Raw genomic sequence first — 19524 nt, forward strand, 5'->3', positions numbered from 1 at the left:
GATGTTTAAAGGATGGAGATTAGTCGACGTCCCACCACACGGGGGTATTCCAGCTGTTGGAGCCGCCCATGCGTGCGAGGGCTTCGTTATAGTTGTCGGAGTTGTAGGACGACTCCAGGCGCGGGTAGCAGAGCCGGACGGGAATCTCCTGGCTGTCCACCAGCACGTTGCTGAATCCGTATTCGGCCGGAGACTTGAGTTGCGGATAACCGCTCCGCCGCTGGTTGGCCCAGCACTCGCAGGGGTTGGTGAAGTGCAGGATCCAGGCCTGGGTGTTGATCAGTCTGCGTTTGATGTCGGTGTCCACGTTGGCGAAGTGCAGCCCGTCGAGATAGGTGCGGATCTCGTCGGCCGCGACGCTCCGACAGTCGTAATTGTCCGTCAGGAAGTTGATGGCAGCCGTTACTCCCTCCTCGAAGAGGGTGTTTGCTTCCGCCCCGACAGCCCAGCCGTTGAGCTTGGCCTCGGCCAGCAGGAACTTCACCTCAGCCGAGGTCATCACCACTCCGGGGTTATCGCTCAGCAGGAAGTTGGTGGCCACCTTCGGTTCGCTGGCGTAGGACATGTTGTTGGTGAAGGTCGGGTCGATCTGGCTGTAGGGTTCGGCCAGCGGACTTTCATACAGGCGCGGCCAGGGCTCCCAGGCATAGGCTCCCGGTTTGCGGGCGTCGGCCTTCACATCCCAATTCGCCTTGATCATCTCGTCCGTCAGGTCGATGCGCCCGTCGGGACTCGTCAGGGACATCATTCCATCGTAGTAGAAACGGGCAATCATGAACGTACGCGGATCCTTCGTGTCGTAGAGTGCGTCGAAGAGCGTGGAGCAGATGAAGGTCGGGTTGTTGACGGGGTCGTTTCCGAAGAAACGCTGCGCAAGTTTGTTGCCCCGATAGTCGCCGTAGGACTCGGAACCGAAGTTGAAGGCAACGTTCATGTGCTTCACGAGGGCATCGTCGGCCGACGAGGTCATGATGCCTCCCTCGTCCTGCAGGGCAGCTTCGAATTCGGCCCGGGCCTTTTCCGGAAGGACTTTCGACAGACGCATGGCAAAGCGCAGACGCAGCGAATTGGCGAATTTTTTCCAGCGGGCACAGTCTCCGCCGAAGATGAGGTCGCCGGAGACGACATCCCGGCCGCTCCCGACGGAAGCAGCGGCTTCGGTCAGCGTCTTGAAGAAGTCGTTGTAGATCGCCTCCTGGGTGTCGTACCTGGGCGTGGGAATGCCACCGATGAAGCCCAGCCCGGCCTCAAAATAGGGAATGTCACCGTAGAGATCGGTCAGCAGCGACATCATGTAGACCTTGTAGATCCGGATGGCGGCGTGGATGTTGACCTGATCCTCGTTGCCGGCGCTGGCATTCTCGGCATCGACCAGATTCTTGATGGCCATCTGATAGTATTGGGCCCAGACCTTGCTCATGTCGGCATCCGAAATCATGTGGCGGCCGCCGTAGTTGGTCGTGTTCCAGCAGCCCATCGTATGCTGCGTGAAGGCGTAGATGTAACTGCGGAACGTCTCGGTGAGATCCAGGTCGCCATAGGTCTGCAACTGGGCCGTGGTGAGCTGGGCATTGGGGTCGATGGCTGCGGCCTTCGACGGATCGGTATTGAGATCTTCCATGTAGTCGTTGCTGCACGACGCACAGAGCAGCAGCCCGACAACCGAGAACAGGATCTTATGTATTTGCATGTGTTTCATGATGATGGCGATACACTAATTAGAACTTGACGTTGATGTTGAAACCGAAGCTTCTGCGCGACGGCAACGAACCGTATTCCAGACCCATGCCCGTGGTATTGTTGTAATTCGAGTCGGGGTCGATGTTGGGGATATTCTTCCAGATGATGAATGGATTGCGGGCAACCAGCGAAACGGTCAGACCTTTCAGCACTCCGCGCGACCAGTCGGTAGGCACCTGGTAGCTCAGGGTCAGCTCGCGGCACTTGACGTAGGAATTGTCGAAGATGAACATCGAGGGTGCATTGCGGCAAACGCTGAACCAGTAATCCTCGGGGTCGATGTAGATGTCGTTCCGGCGGAAGGTTCCATCGCCGTTGTCGATGACTCCCGGAGCGACGAATCCACCGGTTGCGACCCAGCCGTCGCCTTTGGGAATACCGGCCTCCTGGCGTTTCTGTTCCGAAGCGTACCATCCTTCACGACCCTGGAGTGTTTCGGGGCTTTTGCCCGATTCGTAGGCCGCACGGGCCGACATCGAATAGAGATCAGCTCCCACCTTGACATCGAAAATGGCCGAAAGGGCGAGTTTCCTGTAGGTGAACGTCGTTACGATACCACCCGTCCAATCCCACGAAGCGTTGCCGAGGACATGGTTGCTGCGGTCATATTGGGGGAGTCCGGTCTTCGGATCGATGAGGATGTCGCCGTTATCGTTGCGCAGGAAATCGGGACCCATCAGCGAACCGTAGTTTTCACCGACCTTGGCAGCGACCTGTACGTCGAGCCACGTGGCCTTTTCGAGTTCGAACATGTCGGTTCCGGCAACCAGCGAGCGGACCTTGTTGTTGTTCTTCGAAAAGTTCAGATTCAGATCCCAGGAGAAGTCCCCCGCCTGAACCGGCCGCGTGTTGAGGGCGATCTCGATACCCTTGTTCTCGATCTCTCCGGCATTGATCAGCTGATAGGGATAGCCCGACGTATCGGAGCTTGCCATGCTCATGATCTGGTCGCGGCTGACCTGTGCATAGTAAGTCAGGTCCAAGCCGATGCGGCTGTTGAGGAAGCGCAGCTCCAGACCGGCTTCGAACGAGTTGGTTCTTGTCGGCTTGAGGTTCCTGTTGGGGACCGTATTGTTGTTGATATGGCCGATAGTATAGCCCGGATAGGCGAACTTCGACTTGGTGTAGACCAGACCCAGCTGATAGGGATTGGTGTCGCTGCCGACCTGAGCCCACGATACACGCACCTTGGCATACGGGAGCGCCTTCTTGGCGTTGATCAGTTCCGAGAAGATGAAACTGCCCGAAAACGACGGATAGACGTAGGTGTTATTGTTGACCGGGAGCGTGGACGACTGGTCGCAACGGAGGGTCATATCGAGGTAAAGCATGTGCTTCCAGCCGAAATTAACTGCCCCGAACACCGAGTTGATCTGTTTGCGGTAGCTGTTCTCCTCGACACTGATTTCGTTGAAACTCATCAGCGCGATGACATCGCGGACCTTCATGTCCTGCGCCGTGGTGATGGTGGTTTTGTTGTCGACCTTGTAGAAGTTGGCGCCGAGCGTGGCGTTGAGGTCGAAATCGCCCCACGTATTGTTGTACAGAGCGAGGAGTTCGGCATTGTACATGCGATTGAAGGCATTGCTGCGCTGCAGGTATCCGGATTCGTATCCGGGTGTGGTTGCCGCCTTGAAGTCCTCGAACTCGAACCAGTTGAGTTCGGCGCCGACCGTACCCTGCAGCTTGAGATGCCGGCCGATGTTCCAGACCGCCTTTCCGTTCAGACGGAACGAGTCCTTGGCCGAGACGTTGCGGTTCTTGTAGATGTCCCAATAAGGGTTGACGTTGTAGGGATCCATGCCGTTCCAGTTGGCATACTCGCCGTTCTCGTTCTCGTAGTTGCGCAGCCACGCCTGATCGTAGGTAGTCGCCAGCGTCATGAGGTTCTTGCCGATGTTGGCCTTGCTGTCACCCAGGGCAGGACGGTTTTTCACATCCTCGCGGGTATATGTGGTCCCAAAATCGAGATCGACCTTCGAAATGGAGGTATTCGCCCGCAGGCTGAAGGTGTTGCGGTCCATGTAGGTATTGGGTACGATGTCCCGGTTGTGCATGTTCGTATAGGAAAACCGCATGCCGGACCTGTTGTTCGAGGTGCCCACGATGAGGCTGTTCGTGGTTGTGAGACCCGTGCGGAAGAATCCCGAAGTGTTGTCGGGAATGATCAGATACGGACGCTCCACACCGTCGAAATAGCGCAGCATGTTGTTGCCGTCCGCCTTCGGCCCCCAACTCTTGTTGGTATTCGACACGGCATCGTAGCTGTAGCTGCCGCCGCTGCCCATGCCATAAATCTCCTGGATGTCGTCCCATTTGGCCAACTGGGTGTCGACCGTAAGAGTACCGTTGTACTCGACGCTGAAGCGCTCCTTGGCATTGGCTTTCTTGGTGGTGATCAGAATCACGCCGTGGCTTGCACGGCTGCCGTACAAGGCCGACGCGGCAGGGCCTTTCAGCACGGACATGCTTTCGATGTCATCGGGGTTGATACTCGATATTCCGTCGCCCAGATCATACCCTCCGTATGTACCGGCGCTGCCGTAGCTGGAGTTGTCCAAGGGTACGCCGTCGATAACATAGAGCGGCTGGTTGTTGCCGGTCATTTCGGTGCTTCCGCGCAGGATGACACGGGTGGATCCCGAAGGTCCTCCGGCCGTCTGGCTGATGACCAGACCCGGAACGCGACCGGCCAGCGAGTTGATGACGTTGGTCTCCTTGGCCTTGGTGAGCAGGTCGCCCTTGACTTCGGCAACGCCGTATCCGAGGGCCTTACGGTCCCGCTTGATGCCAAGGGCCGTTACCACGACTTCATCGAGCATCTGGCTGTCCTCGGCCAGCGTCACTTCGATGAAGGAGCGGTTGTTAACGGGCATCTCCGAGGTTTTGTATCCGAGAAAATTGACGATGAGCGTCGCATCGGACGCGGCATTGATCCGGAATCGACCATCGCCATCGGTGACTGTTCCGAGGGTGGTATTCTTGACAATCACACTGGCTCCGGCAACGGGGCCTTTGCCGTCTTTGACCATGCCTTCCACTTCAACGGGAGCTTTCTGTTGCAGCGTAGCGGCATTCGCTTCGTTGGTGGCTGCCTGAATGCTCCCGACGCCTCCCGTCCAGGAGAGGAAAGCGGCCAGCACAAGTAACGCCGGCTTGTAAAATTGATCCATAGATTATAACGTTTTTGGTTAGTTTGGATCTTCACGCAGTTCTTCTGCGGATTTTCCGAGGACAAAATTCTCAAAAAAAAGCATTTTTACGGTTTGACAGCGTACATATTAGGGTTTGAACCCGTGCATTTCCCGCTTCCGGCCGGGGTGCCGAGGGCGTTTGTTCACCGATATTTTCATATATTTGTTGTCTGAAGATGGCTATGAAACGATACTTTTTTCCTTTACTGGCAGGGATTGCGGCCGGAATATGCTCGGCTGTCGCAGCGGTGAACTCCGCCGGCGAGATTGCGTCCTGCTATACGGCAAAATCTTACGGCGTGGCCGAGGGGTTGAGCAGCCAGCGCGCCTACAAGGTCTGCTGCGACAGGATGGGCGCCGTATGGATTGCGACAATCGACGGAGTGGATCGCTGGAATGGCCGGACGATGAAACACTACGAACTGACGAGCGACCAGAAGTTCTCGGATGCGTCGGGGCGGACCACCTCCCTGTTCTTTGATCATGAGCAGCGGATCTATGCCTACGACAACGCCGGGCGCATCTACCGCTTCGATGCGCTGAGCGACCGATTCGATCTTTTTCTGCGGCTGGCGGACCACGCCGGCGACGGACTGACCGTCAACGCAATCCGCATCGACCGCCGGTCGGTGATATGGATCGGACTGGACGACGGTCTGTGCCGCTTCGATCCGCGAACCGGCCATTTGGAACGGATTCTTGACGAGCGGTTTGTGACCGACATCCTCGAACTTCCCCAAGGAATGTTCGTGGCCTCCATCGACGGAATCAGCGTCTTCTCTCCCGACGGATCGTGCCTGCGCCACCTTTGCGAAGGGGAATACATCCAGCATCTTTACACCCTGCCTGATGCTAGGCTGCTTTTTGCCGGGACATTCGGCAACGGATTGCATGTCTTCGACATGGCTACTTGGGAGTTGTGCGACACTCCGGGGCTGCGGCAACTGCCGCATACGCCCGTTCGAAGCATGCTGGCCCTCGACGAACGCACCCTGCTTGTGGGTTTTGACGGCGACGGCGTCTATGCCGTTGACCCGATCAGCTGGCAGGCGACTCCGCGCTTCACCCGGTCGAACGGCCTGCTCAAGGCCATGGGCGTCTATTCGATGTGTCTCGATCGCGAGGGCAACATCTGGATCTCAACCTATGCCGGAGGTGTAACCATGCTGACCCCGGAGGAGCATCCCGTACTTTGGCTGCAGCAGCCTGTTCCCGGAATCGAAGGCCTGGCCGACAACAACGTGAATGCCCTCATGGAGATCCGGCCCGGCGAGCTGTGGATCGGGACGGATGACGGTGTGAACATTTACGACATGGAGCGCAATTCCTGGCGCCAGATCCTGGACGGCAGGGTGTGTATCGGAATCGCCTGCAATCGCCAACGAAACCTCGTAGCCGTCGGCACGTACGGCAACGGTTTGTATGTATACGACAGACACCAACGGAGCGTGACCCATTATCTGCCGGGCAACAGCCCCTTGCAGTCGAACTGCGTCGTGGCGCTGACCTACGACGACAGCGAGAATCTGTGGATGGCGCAACTTGACAGCAGCGTTCTGGTCCTGGAGCCTTCGGGACGTTGGCGGAAGTCCGATGTAGCATGGGCACGGAGTCTGTGCGAATTGGGAGACTCGACCCTGGCGGCCGGCATGGTCGACGGCGTAGCCTTGATGGACAAACACAGCGGCGAGGCCCGGAAACTGATCGATGCCAGCTCCATATCGGACCACGATGTCAACCTGTTTGTTCAGGCGCTGGTCCCCGCGGGCGACAATCGGCTCTGGCTCGGAACCGACGGGGGCGGGCTCTACCGGCTCGATCCGTCCACATGCAGCTACCAGCAGGTGACCACCGACAACCGGCTGCCCTCGAACCGAGTATATAGTCTTGTCTTCGACCGGAACGACAACCTGTGGATCGGGACAGACCACGGTCTGTCGTGCATGATGCCGGACAGCAACCGACTGATCTACAATCTCAACTACAGATCGGAGATGCGCCGCAGTTTCAATCGGTCGGCGGCCCTGCTGCTCTCCGACGGCCGGATCGCCATGGGCAGTACGTCGGGCCTTTTGATCTTCAATCCGGATATCGTCCACAGCAAACATGAGCCGCATGCCCTGAGGCTGACCGATTTCCGCATTGCCAACATCGACGAAGACGAGACCCGCAGCCTGCAGGCTGTCTGGAACCGGATGCTCGAATCCGGATCCATCAGGTTGAGCCACCGCCACAACTCGTTTTCCTTCAATCTGGAGAGTATCAGCTATCGATACGGCGACGATGTGGCCTATCAGTATTGCCTTGAGGGTTTCGACGGCGAATGGAGCCTATTGAGCCGGGAAGAGCATGTCCAATACAAGAATCTCCCTCCGGGCAGCTACCTTTTCCGGGTGCGCTCTTACAGCATCAACAGCGGGGCGCAACTCGACGAGCGAAGCGTAGGGATTGTCATCCGGCCTCCCTGGTGGCTGCGCTGGTGGGCATGGGCCCTCTATGGGGCGATCATCGTCGCGGGCGCCTGCTCCCTGTGGCGCTACAAACGCCGCAAACTGCAGATGCGCTACATGAACGAGAAGATGAATTTCTTTGTCAGCATCGCACACGACATCCGAACGCCCCTGACCCTGGTTCAGGCTCCGCTCGATATTCTGGATATGAACGGCAATCTGGACGGGAATGCCCGTCATCAGTTGGGACTGGCCCGTCGAAGTCTGCACAAGTTGCTGGAGATGCTGTCCCAGCTTTTCGAGGTCGAGCGGATGGATCATCCGGACCGGAAGCCACAGTGTGTGCCGATTGCACTGCGGCTTGCGATCGACGAGATCACAACCGCATTTGTCCCGCTCTGCCAGCATGAAGGCATAGCGCTGCAGGTTGGCGAAGTGGCCGAGGGGCTGCATGTCGATGCCGACATGGGGCTGTTGACCCGGATTCTGAACAACCTGCTCTCCAATGCCGTAAAATACACGCCTTCCGGCGGATGGGTGCGCCTCGACGTCGCGGCGTCGCATCACACGGTGCGCATATCCGTCGCCGACAACGGGATCGGCATTGCCGCAGATGAACAGCAGAAGTTGTTCACGAGTTTTTTCAGAGCCAGCAATGCCGTCAATTCGCAGGCTTCGGGGGTCGGCCTGGGCCTGCTGCAGGCCAAACGGTTCGCACGGTTGCTGGGCGGAGACGTGACCTTCACCTCGCAAGAGGGAAAGGGATCAACCTTTACGCTTTCGCTGCGCCAAAGCGAGGGCTCGCGTGCGGTTGACTGCGAAGAGCCTCCGGTCGAAGAGCCTATCGAAGAGCCGGAACCGTCCTCTGCCCGGGATACAATCCTGGTCGTCGAAGACAATGCCGATCTCAGGCGATTCCTCTACGAACTTTTTTCACCGACATATCGGGTCGTATCACGCGGCGATGCGGCTGCGGCCCTCGAATACCTCGAAACGGAGTATCCAAGCATCATCCTCTCGGACGTGATGATGATCGGCATGCAGGGCGACGAGATGTGCCGAATGATCAAGAACAACCCCGTGACGGCCGGCATTCCGGTACTGCTGCTGACGGCCAAGGCAACCAGCAAGGCGATGATCGAAGGACTGGAGATGGGGGCAGACGACTATATCACGAAACCCTTCGACGTAGCCGTCCTCAAGGCCAAGGTGCACATGCACATTGCCAACCGCCACCGGCTGCATCGGTATTATGGAAGGATCGCCCTGAGCCGCGATGATGCGGCGTCCATCGTCGGGGAGACAGACGCGAACATACAGCCCAACGAAGCCGACTGCGATTTTGTGAAGAAAGCCCGCGAGATCGTCGAGAAGCATCTGGGCGATGCCGAATTCGACATCAGGTCCCTGTGCCTCGAAATGGCCATGTGCCGCACGCTCTTCTATGAGCGACTGAAGATGCTTGTGGGGCAAACTCCGCAGGAGTTCATCCGCATGATCCGGCTCGACCATGCCGAACGACTTCTTTCGCAGGGCGAGGCGGTGATCGACGTGGCGCTTAAGACCGGATTCGTCAATGTCAAATATTTCAGCACCGTATTCAAGAAACACTACGGCGTGCCTCCGAGCAAGTACCACGCAAAATAACAGGGAACAAACCTGCCGCGCAAGCAATCAAACCCTGCGAGGCCCGTTTTGGGGATATCTTTGTAAGGCAGAAACTTAAAATACTGACCTATGAAAAGATCTATCCTGAAACTGCTTTTCCTGTGCCTTTCGGGCCCGATGTGCGGGAGCTGCTCGGCCAATGCGGCCCCAGAAGAGGTTGCCGGCCTGTCTCTCCGTCGGGTTTCCGCCCACACGCTGCCGGCCGCCGGCGGTGACCTGAACATCACATGCGCCTCAGCGCTGCCCGTTAGCGCACAGAGCGATCAGCCCTGGCTGGTCGAAAAATCGACATCGACACAAGGAGATGCAACGACCTTTACCTTCGCGGCCTCCGAGAACGGGGAGACACAACGCGAAGCAACCCTCACCTTCTTCTCCGGAAACGAGCATCTCTCGCTGACAATCACCCAGCAACGCCGGCACGTGAAGCCCGCGATTCCGGCGACTCCGGCCGGCGAATTTGCCATGAAGCTGACCCCGGGCTGGAATCTGGGCAATCAACTCGATGCCCACACAAACGGCGTGGCCGACGAAACAGCCTGGGGCAACATGGCCGCGACACAGAAACTTTTCAATCGAATCAAACAGCTGGGATTCAAGTCGGTCCGTATCCCCGTCACCTGGATGGGACGAACGGGCGCCGCTCCCGACTATCAGATCGAGAAGGCATGGCTGGATCGCGTGGAACAGGTGGTCGGATACGCCCGCACGTGCGGCCTGCACGCCATCATCAACATCCATCACGACGGGTGCGGATCCGATTACTGGCTGAATATCAAGAGAGCCGCAGCCGACGCCGCCTACAACGACGAGGTGAAGGCCCGGTTGAGTGCTTTGTGGCGTCAAATTGCAGTGCGTTTCCAGGATATGGACGAATTTCTGATCTTCGAGATGATGAACGAGATCCAGGACGGCGGTTGGGGAAACGGAGACAACCTCCAGGACGGAGGACGGCAGTATGCCGTTCTGAACGAGTGGAACCAGCTTGCGGTCAAAACCGTCCGTGCCACAGGCGGCAAGAATGCCACGCGCTATCTGGCAGTTGCAGGCTACAGTGCCAATCCGCGGCTGACGATCGACCATTTGGTGCTGCCCGAAGATTCGGCCAAGGATCGTCTGCTGATCTCGGTTCACAGCTACGATCCGACCGAGTATGCGATTGACGCCCGCTACTCCGAATGGGGTCATACCGCCGCTCCCGACAAGAAGGCGCCGCAGGGTGATGAGGATTTTATCCGGACGATGTGTGCCAATCTGTACGACAAGTATGTTTCGAAGGGGATTCCGGTCTATTTCGGAGAGTGCGGCAGTGTACATCGGGCCGATGCACGGGCCGAGAGCTTCCGCAAATACTACATCGAATATTTCTGCAAGGCCGCCACGACCTACGGGATTGCGGCCTTCTACTGGGACAATGGCAACAGCGGAGTTGGCAAAGAGAGTTTCGGGCTGATCAACCACTCGAGCGGAGCCTTCCTCAACAACGGCAAAGAGATCGTCGACCGAATCATTCGCGCCTGCACGGAACAGGACGAAAACTACACGCTCGAATTCGTCCGGGACAACGCCCCCGAATAGGACCCACAATTGACCCGAAAGCAGAAGAAAACCGCAGTCGTGCGGTTTTCTTCGCAGTTTCGGGTGTCGGGTGTTTCCGTTTCGGCCGGATCCGCTGGCTGCCACAGTACCATAACTCGCTATCGGGCAGTGCCGGACAGACAGGTATCGCCCAAATTACACCGGGCAGGCATCCCGGAAAAGTTCATAGATCCGTTTAAGAATCCCTTCAGTTGAAAATGAAGGGAATGCTGCCGACAAAGGAGATTGGCGTTTCCTTCCACACGGCAGGAGCAAACGTCATGCGGTAGATGCAGTCACAAACCGCCTGCGCCAACAGCGGGTGGGGATCGCCGTTTACCTTCACGCCGCTGACGACACCGTCGGCCTCAATGGTCACATCCACCGTCATCCTGCCGGAAAGCCCTTGCTCGACAGCCTCCTCCGGCTTCTTGAGCGACTGCGCCAGGACCACGTGCCACTCGTCCGGCATTCCGGTCCGGGGATTGATCGGCTTTGCCGGCCGGAAGCCGGGATCGAAATAATCCACCTCTTCCGGTCCGAATTCCCAGTACTGACTCCAGTCAACGACGATCCGCCGGCTCTCCGTCAACGTCCGGGCATAGGCCACACCCATGTTCAAATGGCCCTGAATGTAGTCACGGAATCCCCGCACAACCTGTTCCATGTCCACCCTCAGGCCGCTTGTCTCCCGTCGATCGGGCCGATCATAGGCCGCGCCATGGCGGAACGAGGTCAGGGCGTCCAGACCTTTGACATAAGCCATCCCGTATATGATATTTCCCGCCCGGGCCGACACCTCCCGTTCCCGGGTCAAGGCTTCTTCCAGAGCGGCAGGTGCTGCATCGCCAGCCTCGGGGGCACACATGGAGCGTTCGATCAGCTCCCTGTGCTTCCTCAACCCGGCTTCGAATGCCGTGAAAATATCAGCCTGCCCCTCGGGGCTGAGGAGCGCCGTGCGGAGGAGTTGCCCGTCGTCGACCGCAAGACCATCGTCGGCCGATGCCAACAGCGACGCCTGCACCACGCCCGCAGCGTATGAAATCCGCTCATCGGAGGCAAGCAACGCATTCCACTCCTCCGCGGAGAGCTCGGCCCCCTCTTTCAAGGTCGCGGAGGCGCCTCTCACCTTCGGGGCATCGAACTTTGCAACCACGCAAGCCGGCAGACCGGCATCCGCAGCGCCGTTTGCCACGCAACCGTCCGCCTCGGAGAGGCCCGAACCCGTGTCGCGGTTCCGGTCCGGGGATTTTCCCGTGCGCAGGCACTCCAGAAGTTCCCCGCACAGCCTGCGGTCGATTTCCACCCGGGATTGTTCGCCCTCCGACGGGACAAATACCCTTATGTCGGCAACGGCCCGACTCCGCTCGGCCGGCATCCAGAGCAACAGGCTGTCGCCCTGCAGGGCCGTTCGGTAGCATTTCCCCGTCGGGCCGGCTTCCTGCACTCCGGCATCATCCTCCGCCGAAGATTCGTCTTCAGACATAAAGCGCTCCAGCGTCTCCTCCAGATTGTCCGGGTCGATGCCCTTACGCGCCATCCACTCTTCGAACGCAACCGTCCCCGTACCATACTGCAGCAGGTCGTCGAGATCTCCTGTCGCGGCCGTTGAAGAGGAGGGTTTGTACCAGACGCTGTCCCTGCAATAAAAGTATTCCACCGGTTTCAGTTTCTCGAGAGTGGGTTCATCGGCCGCAAGGATAAATCCCCGGCTGTCGACCTTCTCGATGGAAAAGGTCTTGCTGCCCCACGTCACCTCCACCGGCTCGTCGCCGAAGCCGGCTATGGGAACCGTGATGCGATCGTATTCCGAAGGCATGCAGAAGGAGAGGGAGATCTCTCCGCCGCCAACCTCCGACCAGGGCACGGTCAGTGGGATCTGTATGCCAAACCAGATGTCCGACATGCCGTCGGCCCCGGCATCATCGCCTCCCTCAAGCAGATAGATATCTTCCTCGGGGTGAAGATAGACCGGTTGGCCCTGCCGGTCGGTCAAATGGAGCTGCAAATCGGTCTCCAGTCCGAAGAACAGATCTTTACGAAATCCCGTGAAGTTGCCGTTTTCGTTCTTGTGGTACCATTTTTCCCACAGCCCGGATCCTTTCCAGCCGCCAAAAGAGCCGGATCCTTCTTTCTTTCCGCGCAGCATAAGGCAACAATAACCAGGCGCATCCTCTTTCGGTTCGAGGGACGCATGCTCGAAACAGGCAAACAGTCTGGACAAATTCTTGTCGAAGCCCCTGTTCCCGTATTTGTCCGTCCATTCATCCCATGGGAGCACCTCCTGTCTGAGCTCCGCCCTGTCGGCCGATAAATCGAGTCCGTCGAACACGAGCCCGGTCTCATAGCGATACAACAGCTCAAGCTGTTCCAAAGCCTCTTTTTTCTCGTCTTCAGTCATTTTCGTCTTGTTTTGCGCCCAGGCTCCAAGTGTCAGACACACAAACAGGCAGGCGGTTGATAATCTTTTCATGGCAAAAGGTATTGATTTGTTTTCAATCATCAAAACAGCACAGGGACACGCGCCACGGAGGCAACCCGTTCTCCGCGATACATCGCCGGCGTAAACTTCATGCGACAGATGCAGTTCGCCACGGTTTCACCCAAAACCGGATGCGGCGAACTCTCAATTTCGACCTTACGCACCGCGCCGTCGGCCTCAATGACCACAAGCGCCACGACCCGCCCCGAAATCCCCTTTCCGGCAATCTCCTGCGGGGTTTCAATCAGCAGCGGCAGAAGGGCCTCCCATTCGCCCGGCACCCCGGTCGGCGTATAAATCGGTCGGGCCGGCTGGAAGTCGTTTTCCGACAGGACCACATCCTCCGTATCCGTTTCGTAGAGGTGCCAGTCCACGGCATTGCGCCCCCGGGTCAGCGTATGGGCATACTCCACGCCCATGTTCAAGCGCCCGTCCAAATAGTCGCCGAAACCTTCAATCGTCTTGTCGACGTCAAGTTCCAAACCGCCGGCAATCTGCTTCCCCGGGATGTCCCATGCCGCACCGGCCCGGTAGATGTCAACGGCATCCATCCCGGACATGAAGGCGTAGCCGAGGGCCCGATTTCGGCGGTATGCCCAGCTCCAGGCTGTCTTCATCGCCTGGTGCATCAGACCGATCCGGTCGGGATCCTGGCCTTCGATTGCCGTCCGGAAGTCTTCCATGATTGCCACTGAAGCCCTCAAGCCCTCCTCAAAGGCGGCGATGACGGCGGGGCGGCGCTCCGGGGCGAGGAACACGGCATCGAATTCGGCCCTATGGTCCCTCTCCACAAACCATTTATAGTCCATGATCCATTCGGCCTGGACGACACCCGCCGCATACGAAATCTGCTCGTTGGGAGCCAACAGGGCATTTCGTTCGTCGGGGGTGAGCCTTTCCCCCGCCTTCAGGTTGCGGATAGCCTCCGGAACCGCAGGAGATGCAAATTTCGCAACAGCCGAGGCCAGCGCTTCGGAGCGGGTGACACCACGATTTACCGCAGCAGAGTCGATCCACTCCGGACGAATGAGCGCATCGTCGGCATACTCCTGCCACCAAAAACAGGGCCTGTTGTGCCTGGCAAGGTCGTAACGCCGATCCTTTTCTTCCCGGAGAAAAGAGAGCCATTCGTCGAACAGCGCATCGTATGCCCCGGAAAGGGCTTCGCCGGAAGAGGTCGTATCGCGTTTGGCGAGGTTCAGCACATCCGCAATAACCGCATCAATGGTCCCCAGCTCCGGGTCGGGATTCGCAGAGTATGCCCCCATCAGCGCCCCGGCCTTGAAGCTGCTGCCTTCCAGACCGGCAGTGTGCTCTTCCAGCTTCCGCAGCCGCAGCCTCAGAGACGAAAAATCCCTTAGGACCAGCTCCTTCCAATGCCTCGTGCCAAAATCATAGCCATCGTGAAGATAGCGGGCATACTTTTCCCGGTAGGTTTTCGCCGGGACAGAGTCGTGGACGAGCATTTCGTAAGCCGTCGTATAGCACAAGCCGAATACGATCGGATCCAGCACGCCGGTTTTGGCTCCGGGGCGCGGGAAGAGGATCTTCGGTCCGGCCGCCGCCCCGACCGTTGCAACCTCCTCCAGCTCCTTTGTCGCCACGACATCCGGCTCTTCCCGGCAGAGGGAATCCAAAATCGGGTTCCCTCCGGCTGTCATCCTGTGGTCGTTTTGGGCCCATCCCGCCGACAGGATACAGACCAAAGCGGCGGCGGTCAATCTCTTCTTCATAGTGTGCTCAGAATCTTGTCCCAGTCCTTGTCAATCCGTCGCTGAGATCGAATTGACACTGATTTTGTAAAAGTAATAAAAAAAAATCGATTTCCGAAGATTCGGGCGCCCCTAAAAGCCCTTCGCCATACGCATGAAGCCCTTTTCCCGGGCCGCGCCGGCGTCCGTTCACAAAAAAATCCCCCGCCGAAGCAGGGGACCAGGCAAACAATTGTTGAACTAAATGATTTCGGGCGTAAGATTACCGAACAACCTCACCCAACAGATTCTCGAGGCTTGCACCCTTCTCCACCATCATCGGCTCCGATTTTTCCTCAGCGGGTTCCGACTCCGGTTCGGCGGGAAGCTGTTCCGGCTTCATGGGATCGGGCGTCTCTTCCGGAGCGGTCGGCTCCTGTTCGGGGGTAGCAGGCTCCTGTTCGGGGGCGGTGGGATCCGGCTTCTGCTCGGGAGCAGTGGGGTTCTCCGTCTGGGGCGTATCCTCCTTTTCGGGTTGCTGGGCATAAACCATTCCTCCGGCCGTCAGCATCAGTGTCGCCATCATTACAATCGTCTTTTTCATAACTTTAAAATTTAAAATGGTTAAACTTTATTCTTTCGTTAGCGAATCGTCTTACTCGCGTTCTGAATGCTGAAAGTTCAAGCGGAGTGCCACAAACGAGTAAAAACAACAACACGCTGATTATCAAACAGAAAACCAGCGTGCCAAAAATTGGAGAGGGTGTGGAAAAATGGGGAAAAGCAACAGAAAGTGTGGAAAAATTCCACAGTCGTAGTGTGGAACGGCTCTCCGGAGGCCGCGACCGGACGGACAAAAAGGCCCTATTCGATCCCGTAAAGATGGAGTTTGTTGTAGAGCGTCTTGCGGTCGATTCCGAGCAGTTTGGCGGCCTGCGACTTGTTGCCGCCCACCGTTAAGAGGGCACGGCGGATCTGCTCCTCCTCGGATGCCGGGTCGCGCAGCGAAAGAGACGCCTCCGCAGCTTCGACCGGACCTTCCGTAACTTCGGCCGGCAAGTCGCGGCAGGCGATATACTCGCCCGCGGCGAGCAGCGTCGCCGACATCACCGCATTTTTCAGCTGCCGCAGGTTCCCCGGCCAGTCATAGGCGGCAAGGGCCGCGGCGGCCGCCGCGTCGAACCCGACGATCCGCTTGTCCAGCTCCCGGTTGGCCTGGTCCAGAAAGAAGTCAGCGAAGAGCGGAATATCTCCGCGCATCTGGCGCAGACAGGGCATGCGCAGCGTGAACGAGTTGATGCGGTGGTAGAGGTCGGCACGAAACACCCCGCGCGCAATGGCCGCCTCGAGGTCCTCGTTGGTCGCGGCCACAAGACGGATATCGACGGGAATCTCGCGGTTGCTGCCGACGGGACGGATCCGCCGCTCCTGCAGGGCACGGAGCAGCTGCACCTGCGTTTCGTAACTCAGGTTGCCGACTTCGTCGAGAAAGAGCGTACCCCCGTCGGCCGCCTCGAAAGCCCCCGTCTTATCGGCCAAAGCCCCGGTGAAGGCCCCCTTGACATGGCCGAAAAACTCCGAAGCCGCCAGATCGCGGGGGATGGCCCCGCAGTCGACCGCCACGAAAGGCTTTCCGGCACGCTTGCTCTCGCGGTGGATCAGCTGCGCCACATGCTCCTTGCCCGTGCCGCTCGCACCGTTGACCAGCACCGACATGTTGGTCGGAGCCACCAGCCGGATGTGTTCGTACAACAGCCGGGCGGCGTCGCTGTGGCCCTCGATGTAGTTGAGCGGCGGCTCCGAAGAGCTCCCACCGGCACGCGGCGCAGGTTTCGGCGCGGATTTCGCGGCCGGGGCCGCCCCTGTCGGGGCGGTGGTCTCTGCCGGGAGTGTCTCTGTCGGGGCATCCAGCGCCTCACGGATTTTTTTCAGCAGTTCGTCGGGATTCACCGGCTTGGCCACATAGTCCCGTGCGCCGAGCTTCATGCACCGCACGGCGTTCTGGATTTCGGCGTAACTCGTCATCACGATCACCGGCGCCGTCACACCCGCCCCCGCCATCCATTGCAGCAGGGCGATTCCATCCTCGTCCGGCAAGCGCATGTCGCTCAGCACGAGCGAGAAGCCGCCCGCAGCAAGGGCCGTGCGCGCCGTCGCCACCGACGAGGCGGTCTCGACTCCGAAACCGCGTTTCGAGAGCCACGTGCGCAGCATCAGGGCAAAAGTAATATCATCGTCGACAATCAGAATACGCTCTTCCATAGACCTCACAAAGATAAGGTTTTTTCAGCTTCTGCCACAATCGCACGGATTTTTCCGGCCGCCGCACGCAATTCGCCGCAAAGGGCGTCCGGCAACGGACCTTCGCACATCTCGCCCCGGCGCAGCGTCGCGGCAACCTCCGCGGCCCCGAGCATCGTGAAGATCGGCAGCATCCTGTGCGCCAGCGCCTTAACCGTCGCGACATCCCCCTCGTCGAGCGCCCGTTCAAGTCCGGCACAGTTTTCGGCCGCCTGTTCGGCAAACGAGCGCAGGATGCTTCGCGCCGCCTCGGGATCGTCCCCGGCATAGGCCGTCAGGGCCGTAAAGTCAACCCCGTCGGCCGGCGGAACAGCCGCATCTCCGCCCTGGGCGGCAATCTTCGCGCTGCCGCAGGCCGCCCGTATCGCCGCCACCAGTTCGCTGTATGTGAATGGTTTGCGGAGGCATCCCGCAAAACCGCGGGCCCTAAAATCCGCAGCCCCCAGATCCCCGCGCGCCGACACGGCGATCACATTCAGCCCGGGATCGACCCCGTGCACCGCCTCGAGCACACCGAATCCGTCGGCCGACGGCATCTGCAAATCGGTCAGCACCAGATCGAAACGGCTCTCGCCGACAAGTTTGGCGACATATTCGGGATATTGGCAGCTCTCGCAGCCGATCCCCGCACGGCGGCACATCGCAGCCGTCATTTCGAGCTGCAGGGGATCGTCGTCGACCAGCAGCACGCGCAATCCCGTCTGGGGCACAGGTTCTTCGGCGGCCGCCGCCGCACTCCCGGCCGCCGCCTCTCCGACGGGGAGCGACACGATGAACTTGCTCCCTTCGCCGGGCCGGCTTTCCAGCGAAATCGTACCGTCGAGCAGTTTCACGAGGCGGTTGACGATCGACAGCCCCAATCCGAAACCGTCGACTCCCTGCGCCGAACTCAAACGCACGAACTCGGCGAAGATCCGTTCCCGCTCCTCGCGGTCGATGCCACGGCCCGTGTCGCGCACCGAGAAGATCAGCCGTCCGCGCACCACGTCCACACGGAGTCTCACCGAGCCTTCGTCGGTGAACTTCAAGGCGTTGGATATCAGATTGTCGGCAATCTGCCGGATGTGGAGCGCATCGCCCGAGACCTCCCCCGCGGCAGCCGGCTCGACCACCAGACGCAGTTCCAGCCCCTTGGCCGCGGCCGCGGCGGCGAATCCCGCACGGATGGTCTCGAACAGCTGCGCGGGGCTGAACGCCACGCAGCAAACCTCGATCTTATTGATATCCAGCCGGTAGAAATCCAGCAAGCTGTTGACCAGCGCCAACAGGTGTTCCGACGAGCCTTTCATGTTGCGCAGGTAGAGCTCCTGCCGCTTGTCGTTCGTCAGCCGTGCCAGCAGGTCGATATAGCCCATCACCGATCCCAGCGGGGCCTTGATGTCGTGCGTGATGGCCAGCATCAGCTTCTCACGCGCCTCCAGCAGGGACTCCTTGTCACGGTTGGCACGCTCCAGCTCGCGGCGGTAGCGGTTGCTGCGATTGATGTCGCGCCAAAGCATCCCGACGAACAGGAGCATCAGCACCACGGCCCCGATGGCCACTCCGCCCAGAATGCGCGACGAGCGCCTGCGAAAAGCCTCGTTGCGTTCGATGCGCTGCATCAGGTAGGCCGTGTCCTCGGCCTCGAAGTCCATGATCAGGCGGTAGATCTTCGTATTGACCAACTCGTTGCTGTAGCTCAGCCGCAGCCCCTCCTGCCACGCATGGTCGTAGATGCCCTGCCGGTTGCTCGTGACACTGTCCTGCAGGGCCCGCAGCACCAGCACGATGGTGTCCTTCACCGCGTCGACGGGGATGACCGGGGCGATGGTCTCGCGGCGCGAGATCACAAGACTCGAATCGGACGACGGCGGACTGAACAGATCGCCCAAACGCTGGAAAAAGCGGCGTTTGGCCCGCGGCACGGACGTCGTATCCTGCCGGATGATGCTGCGGAGCGGGATCGTATCGCCCAGGATGCTCTCCCGGGGACCGATCAGACTGCGGATGTTCTTGTCCAGCAGTCCGGCCGTGGCCCCGGCGCGGATCGAACGGCGCAGGCTCATCGTGCGGCGCTCCTTGTCGGCGATCAGCCGCGTGATGCTGTCCAGGCGCATCGTCTGCAGCGAATCCCCGCCCAGAGTCAGCGCCCGGAGCGAGTCGATCGAGGCCCGCACGGTGCGCAGCTCCCGCCTGTAACGCATCTCGTAAGAGGCATATCCGGCGATCATCAGCTGCCCGTAGCTTTCGGCCTGATAAAGGTGGTAGAGGGTCCGGTTGACGGCGCTGCGCTTGGTATGCAGCAGGGCGTAGCTGCGGTCGGGGGCCGAAAAACGGACCGCCACCCGATAGACATAACCCACCGAGAGAATACAGACCGCAATCAGCAGGAGATAGCCCGCCACGATCTTCGTTTTGACAAATTTCGACTCCTTCACAGG

Annotated in this window: 9 protein-coding genes; 2 read left to right on the forward strand and 7 right to left on the reverse strand. The window is 59.2% G+C overall.

Features of this window, described 5'->3' with window-relative positions; all coding sequences use genetic code 11:
• Nucleotides 1–19 precede the first annotated feature (19 nt).
• Together QZ460_RS03645 and QZ460_RS03650 are read right to left on the reverse strand one after the other, a co-directional pair.
• A complete protein-coding gene (locus tag QZ460_RS03645) occupies nt 20–1690 on the reverse strand; it encodes a SusD/RagB family nutrient-binding outer membrane lipoprotein (RefSeq protein ID WP_290540239.1) in 1671 nt (556 codons plus the stop codon).
• 28 nt (nt 1691–1718) lie between these two features.
• Nucleotides 1719–4772, reverse strand: a complete 3054-nt coding sequence (locus QZ460_RS03650; protein ID WP_290540298.1) for a SusC/RagA family TonB-linked outer membrane protein — start codon at nt 4770–4772, stop codon at nt 1719–1721.
• A 344-nt stretch (nt 4773–5116) separates the two neighbouring features.
• Here QZ460_RS03650 and QZ460_RS03655 point away from each other — a divergent pair, with 344 nt between their 5' ends.
• Nucleotides 5117–9031, forward strand: coding sequence for an ATP-binding protein (locus QZ460_RS03655; RefSeq protein WP_290540240.1), 3915 nt, complete (start codon nt 5117–5119; stop codon nt 9029–9031).
• Nucleotides 9032–9121: 90 nt separating this feature from the next.
• Nucleotides 9122–10630, forward strand: coding sequence for a cellulase family glycosylhydrolase (locus tag QZ460_RS03660; RefSeq protein WP_290540241.1), 1509 nt, complete (start codon nt 9122–9124; stop codon nt 10628–10630).
• A 208-nt stretch (nt 10631–10838) separates the two neighbouring features.
• On the opposite strand, the gene QZ460_RS03665 is transcribed toward QZ460_RS03660, so the two are convergent.
• From QZ460_RS03665 to QZ460_RS03685, 5 genes are all read right to left on the reverse strand, one after another.
• Nucleotides 10839–13103, reverse strand: coding sequence for an energy transducer TonB (locus tag QZ460_RS03665; RefSeq protein WP_290540242.1), 2265 nt, complete (start codon nt 13101–13103; stop codon nt 10839–10841).
• A 29-nt stretch (nt 13104–13132) separates the two neighbouring features.
• On the reverse strand, nt 13133–14845 hold the full coding sequence (locus tag QZ460_RS03670) for an energy transducer TonB (protein ID WP_290540243.1): 1713 nt from the start codon (nt 14843–14845) through the stop codon (nt 13133–13135).
• A gap of 241 nt (nt 14846–15086) precedes the next feature.
• Nucleotides 15087–15407, reverse strand: a complete 321-nt coding sequence (locus QZ460_RS03675; protein ID WP_290540244.1) for a hypothetical protein — start codon at nt 15405–15407, stop codon at nt 15087–15089.
• Between the two features lie 260 nt (nt 15408–15667).
• Nucleotides 15668–17065, reverse strand: coding sequence for a sigma-54 dependent transcriptional regulator (locus QZ460_RS03680; protein ID WP_290540299.1), 1398 nt, complete (start codon nt 17063–17065; stop codon nt 15668–15670).
• A gap of 5 nt (nt 17066–17070) precedes the next feature.
• The gene (locus QZ460_RS03685) at nt 17071–19521 is read right to left on the reverse strand and encodes an ATP-binding protein (RefSeq protein WP_290540245.1); all 2451 of its coding nucleotides are present in this window, start codon (nt 19519–19521) and stop codon (nt 17071–17073) included.
• Between the last annotated feature and the right edge of the window lie 3 nt (nt 19522–19524).

Origin of the sequence: Alistipes sp. (assembly GCF_020026455.1) — a bacterium.
In the GTDB taxonomy this organism is placed as follows: domain Bacteria; phylum Bacteroidota; class Bacteroidia; order Bacteroidales; family Rikenellaceae; genus Alistipes.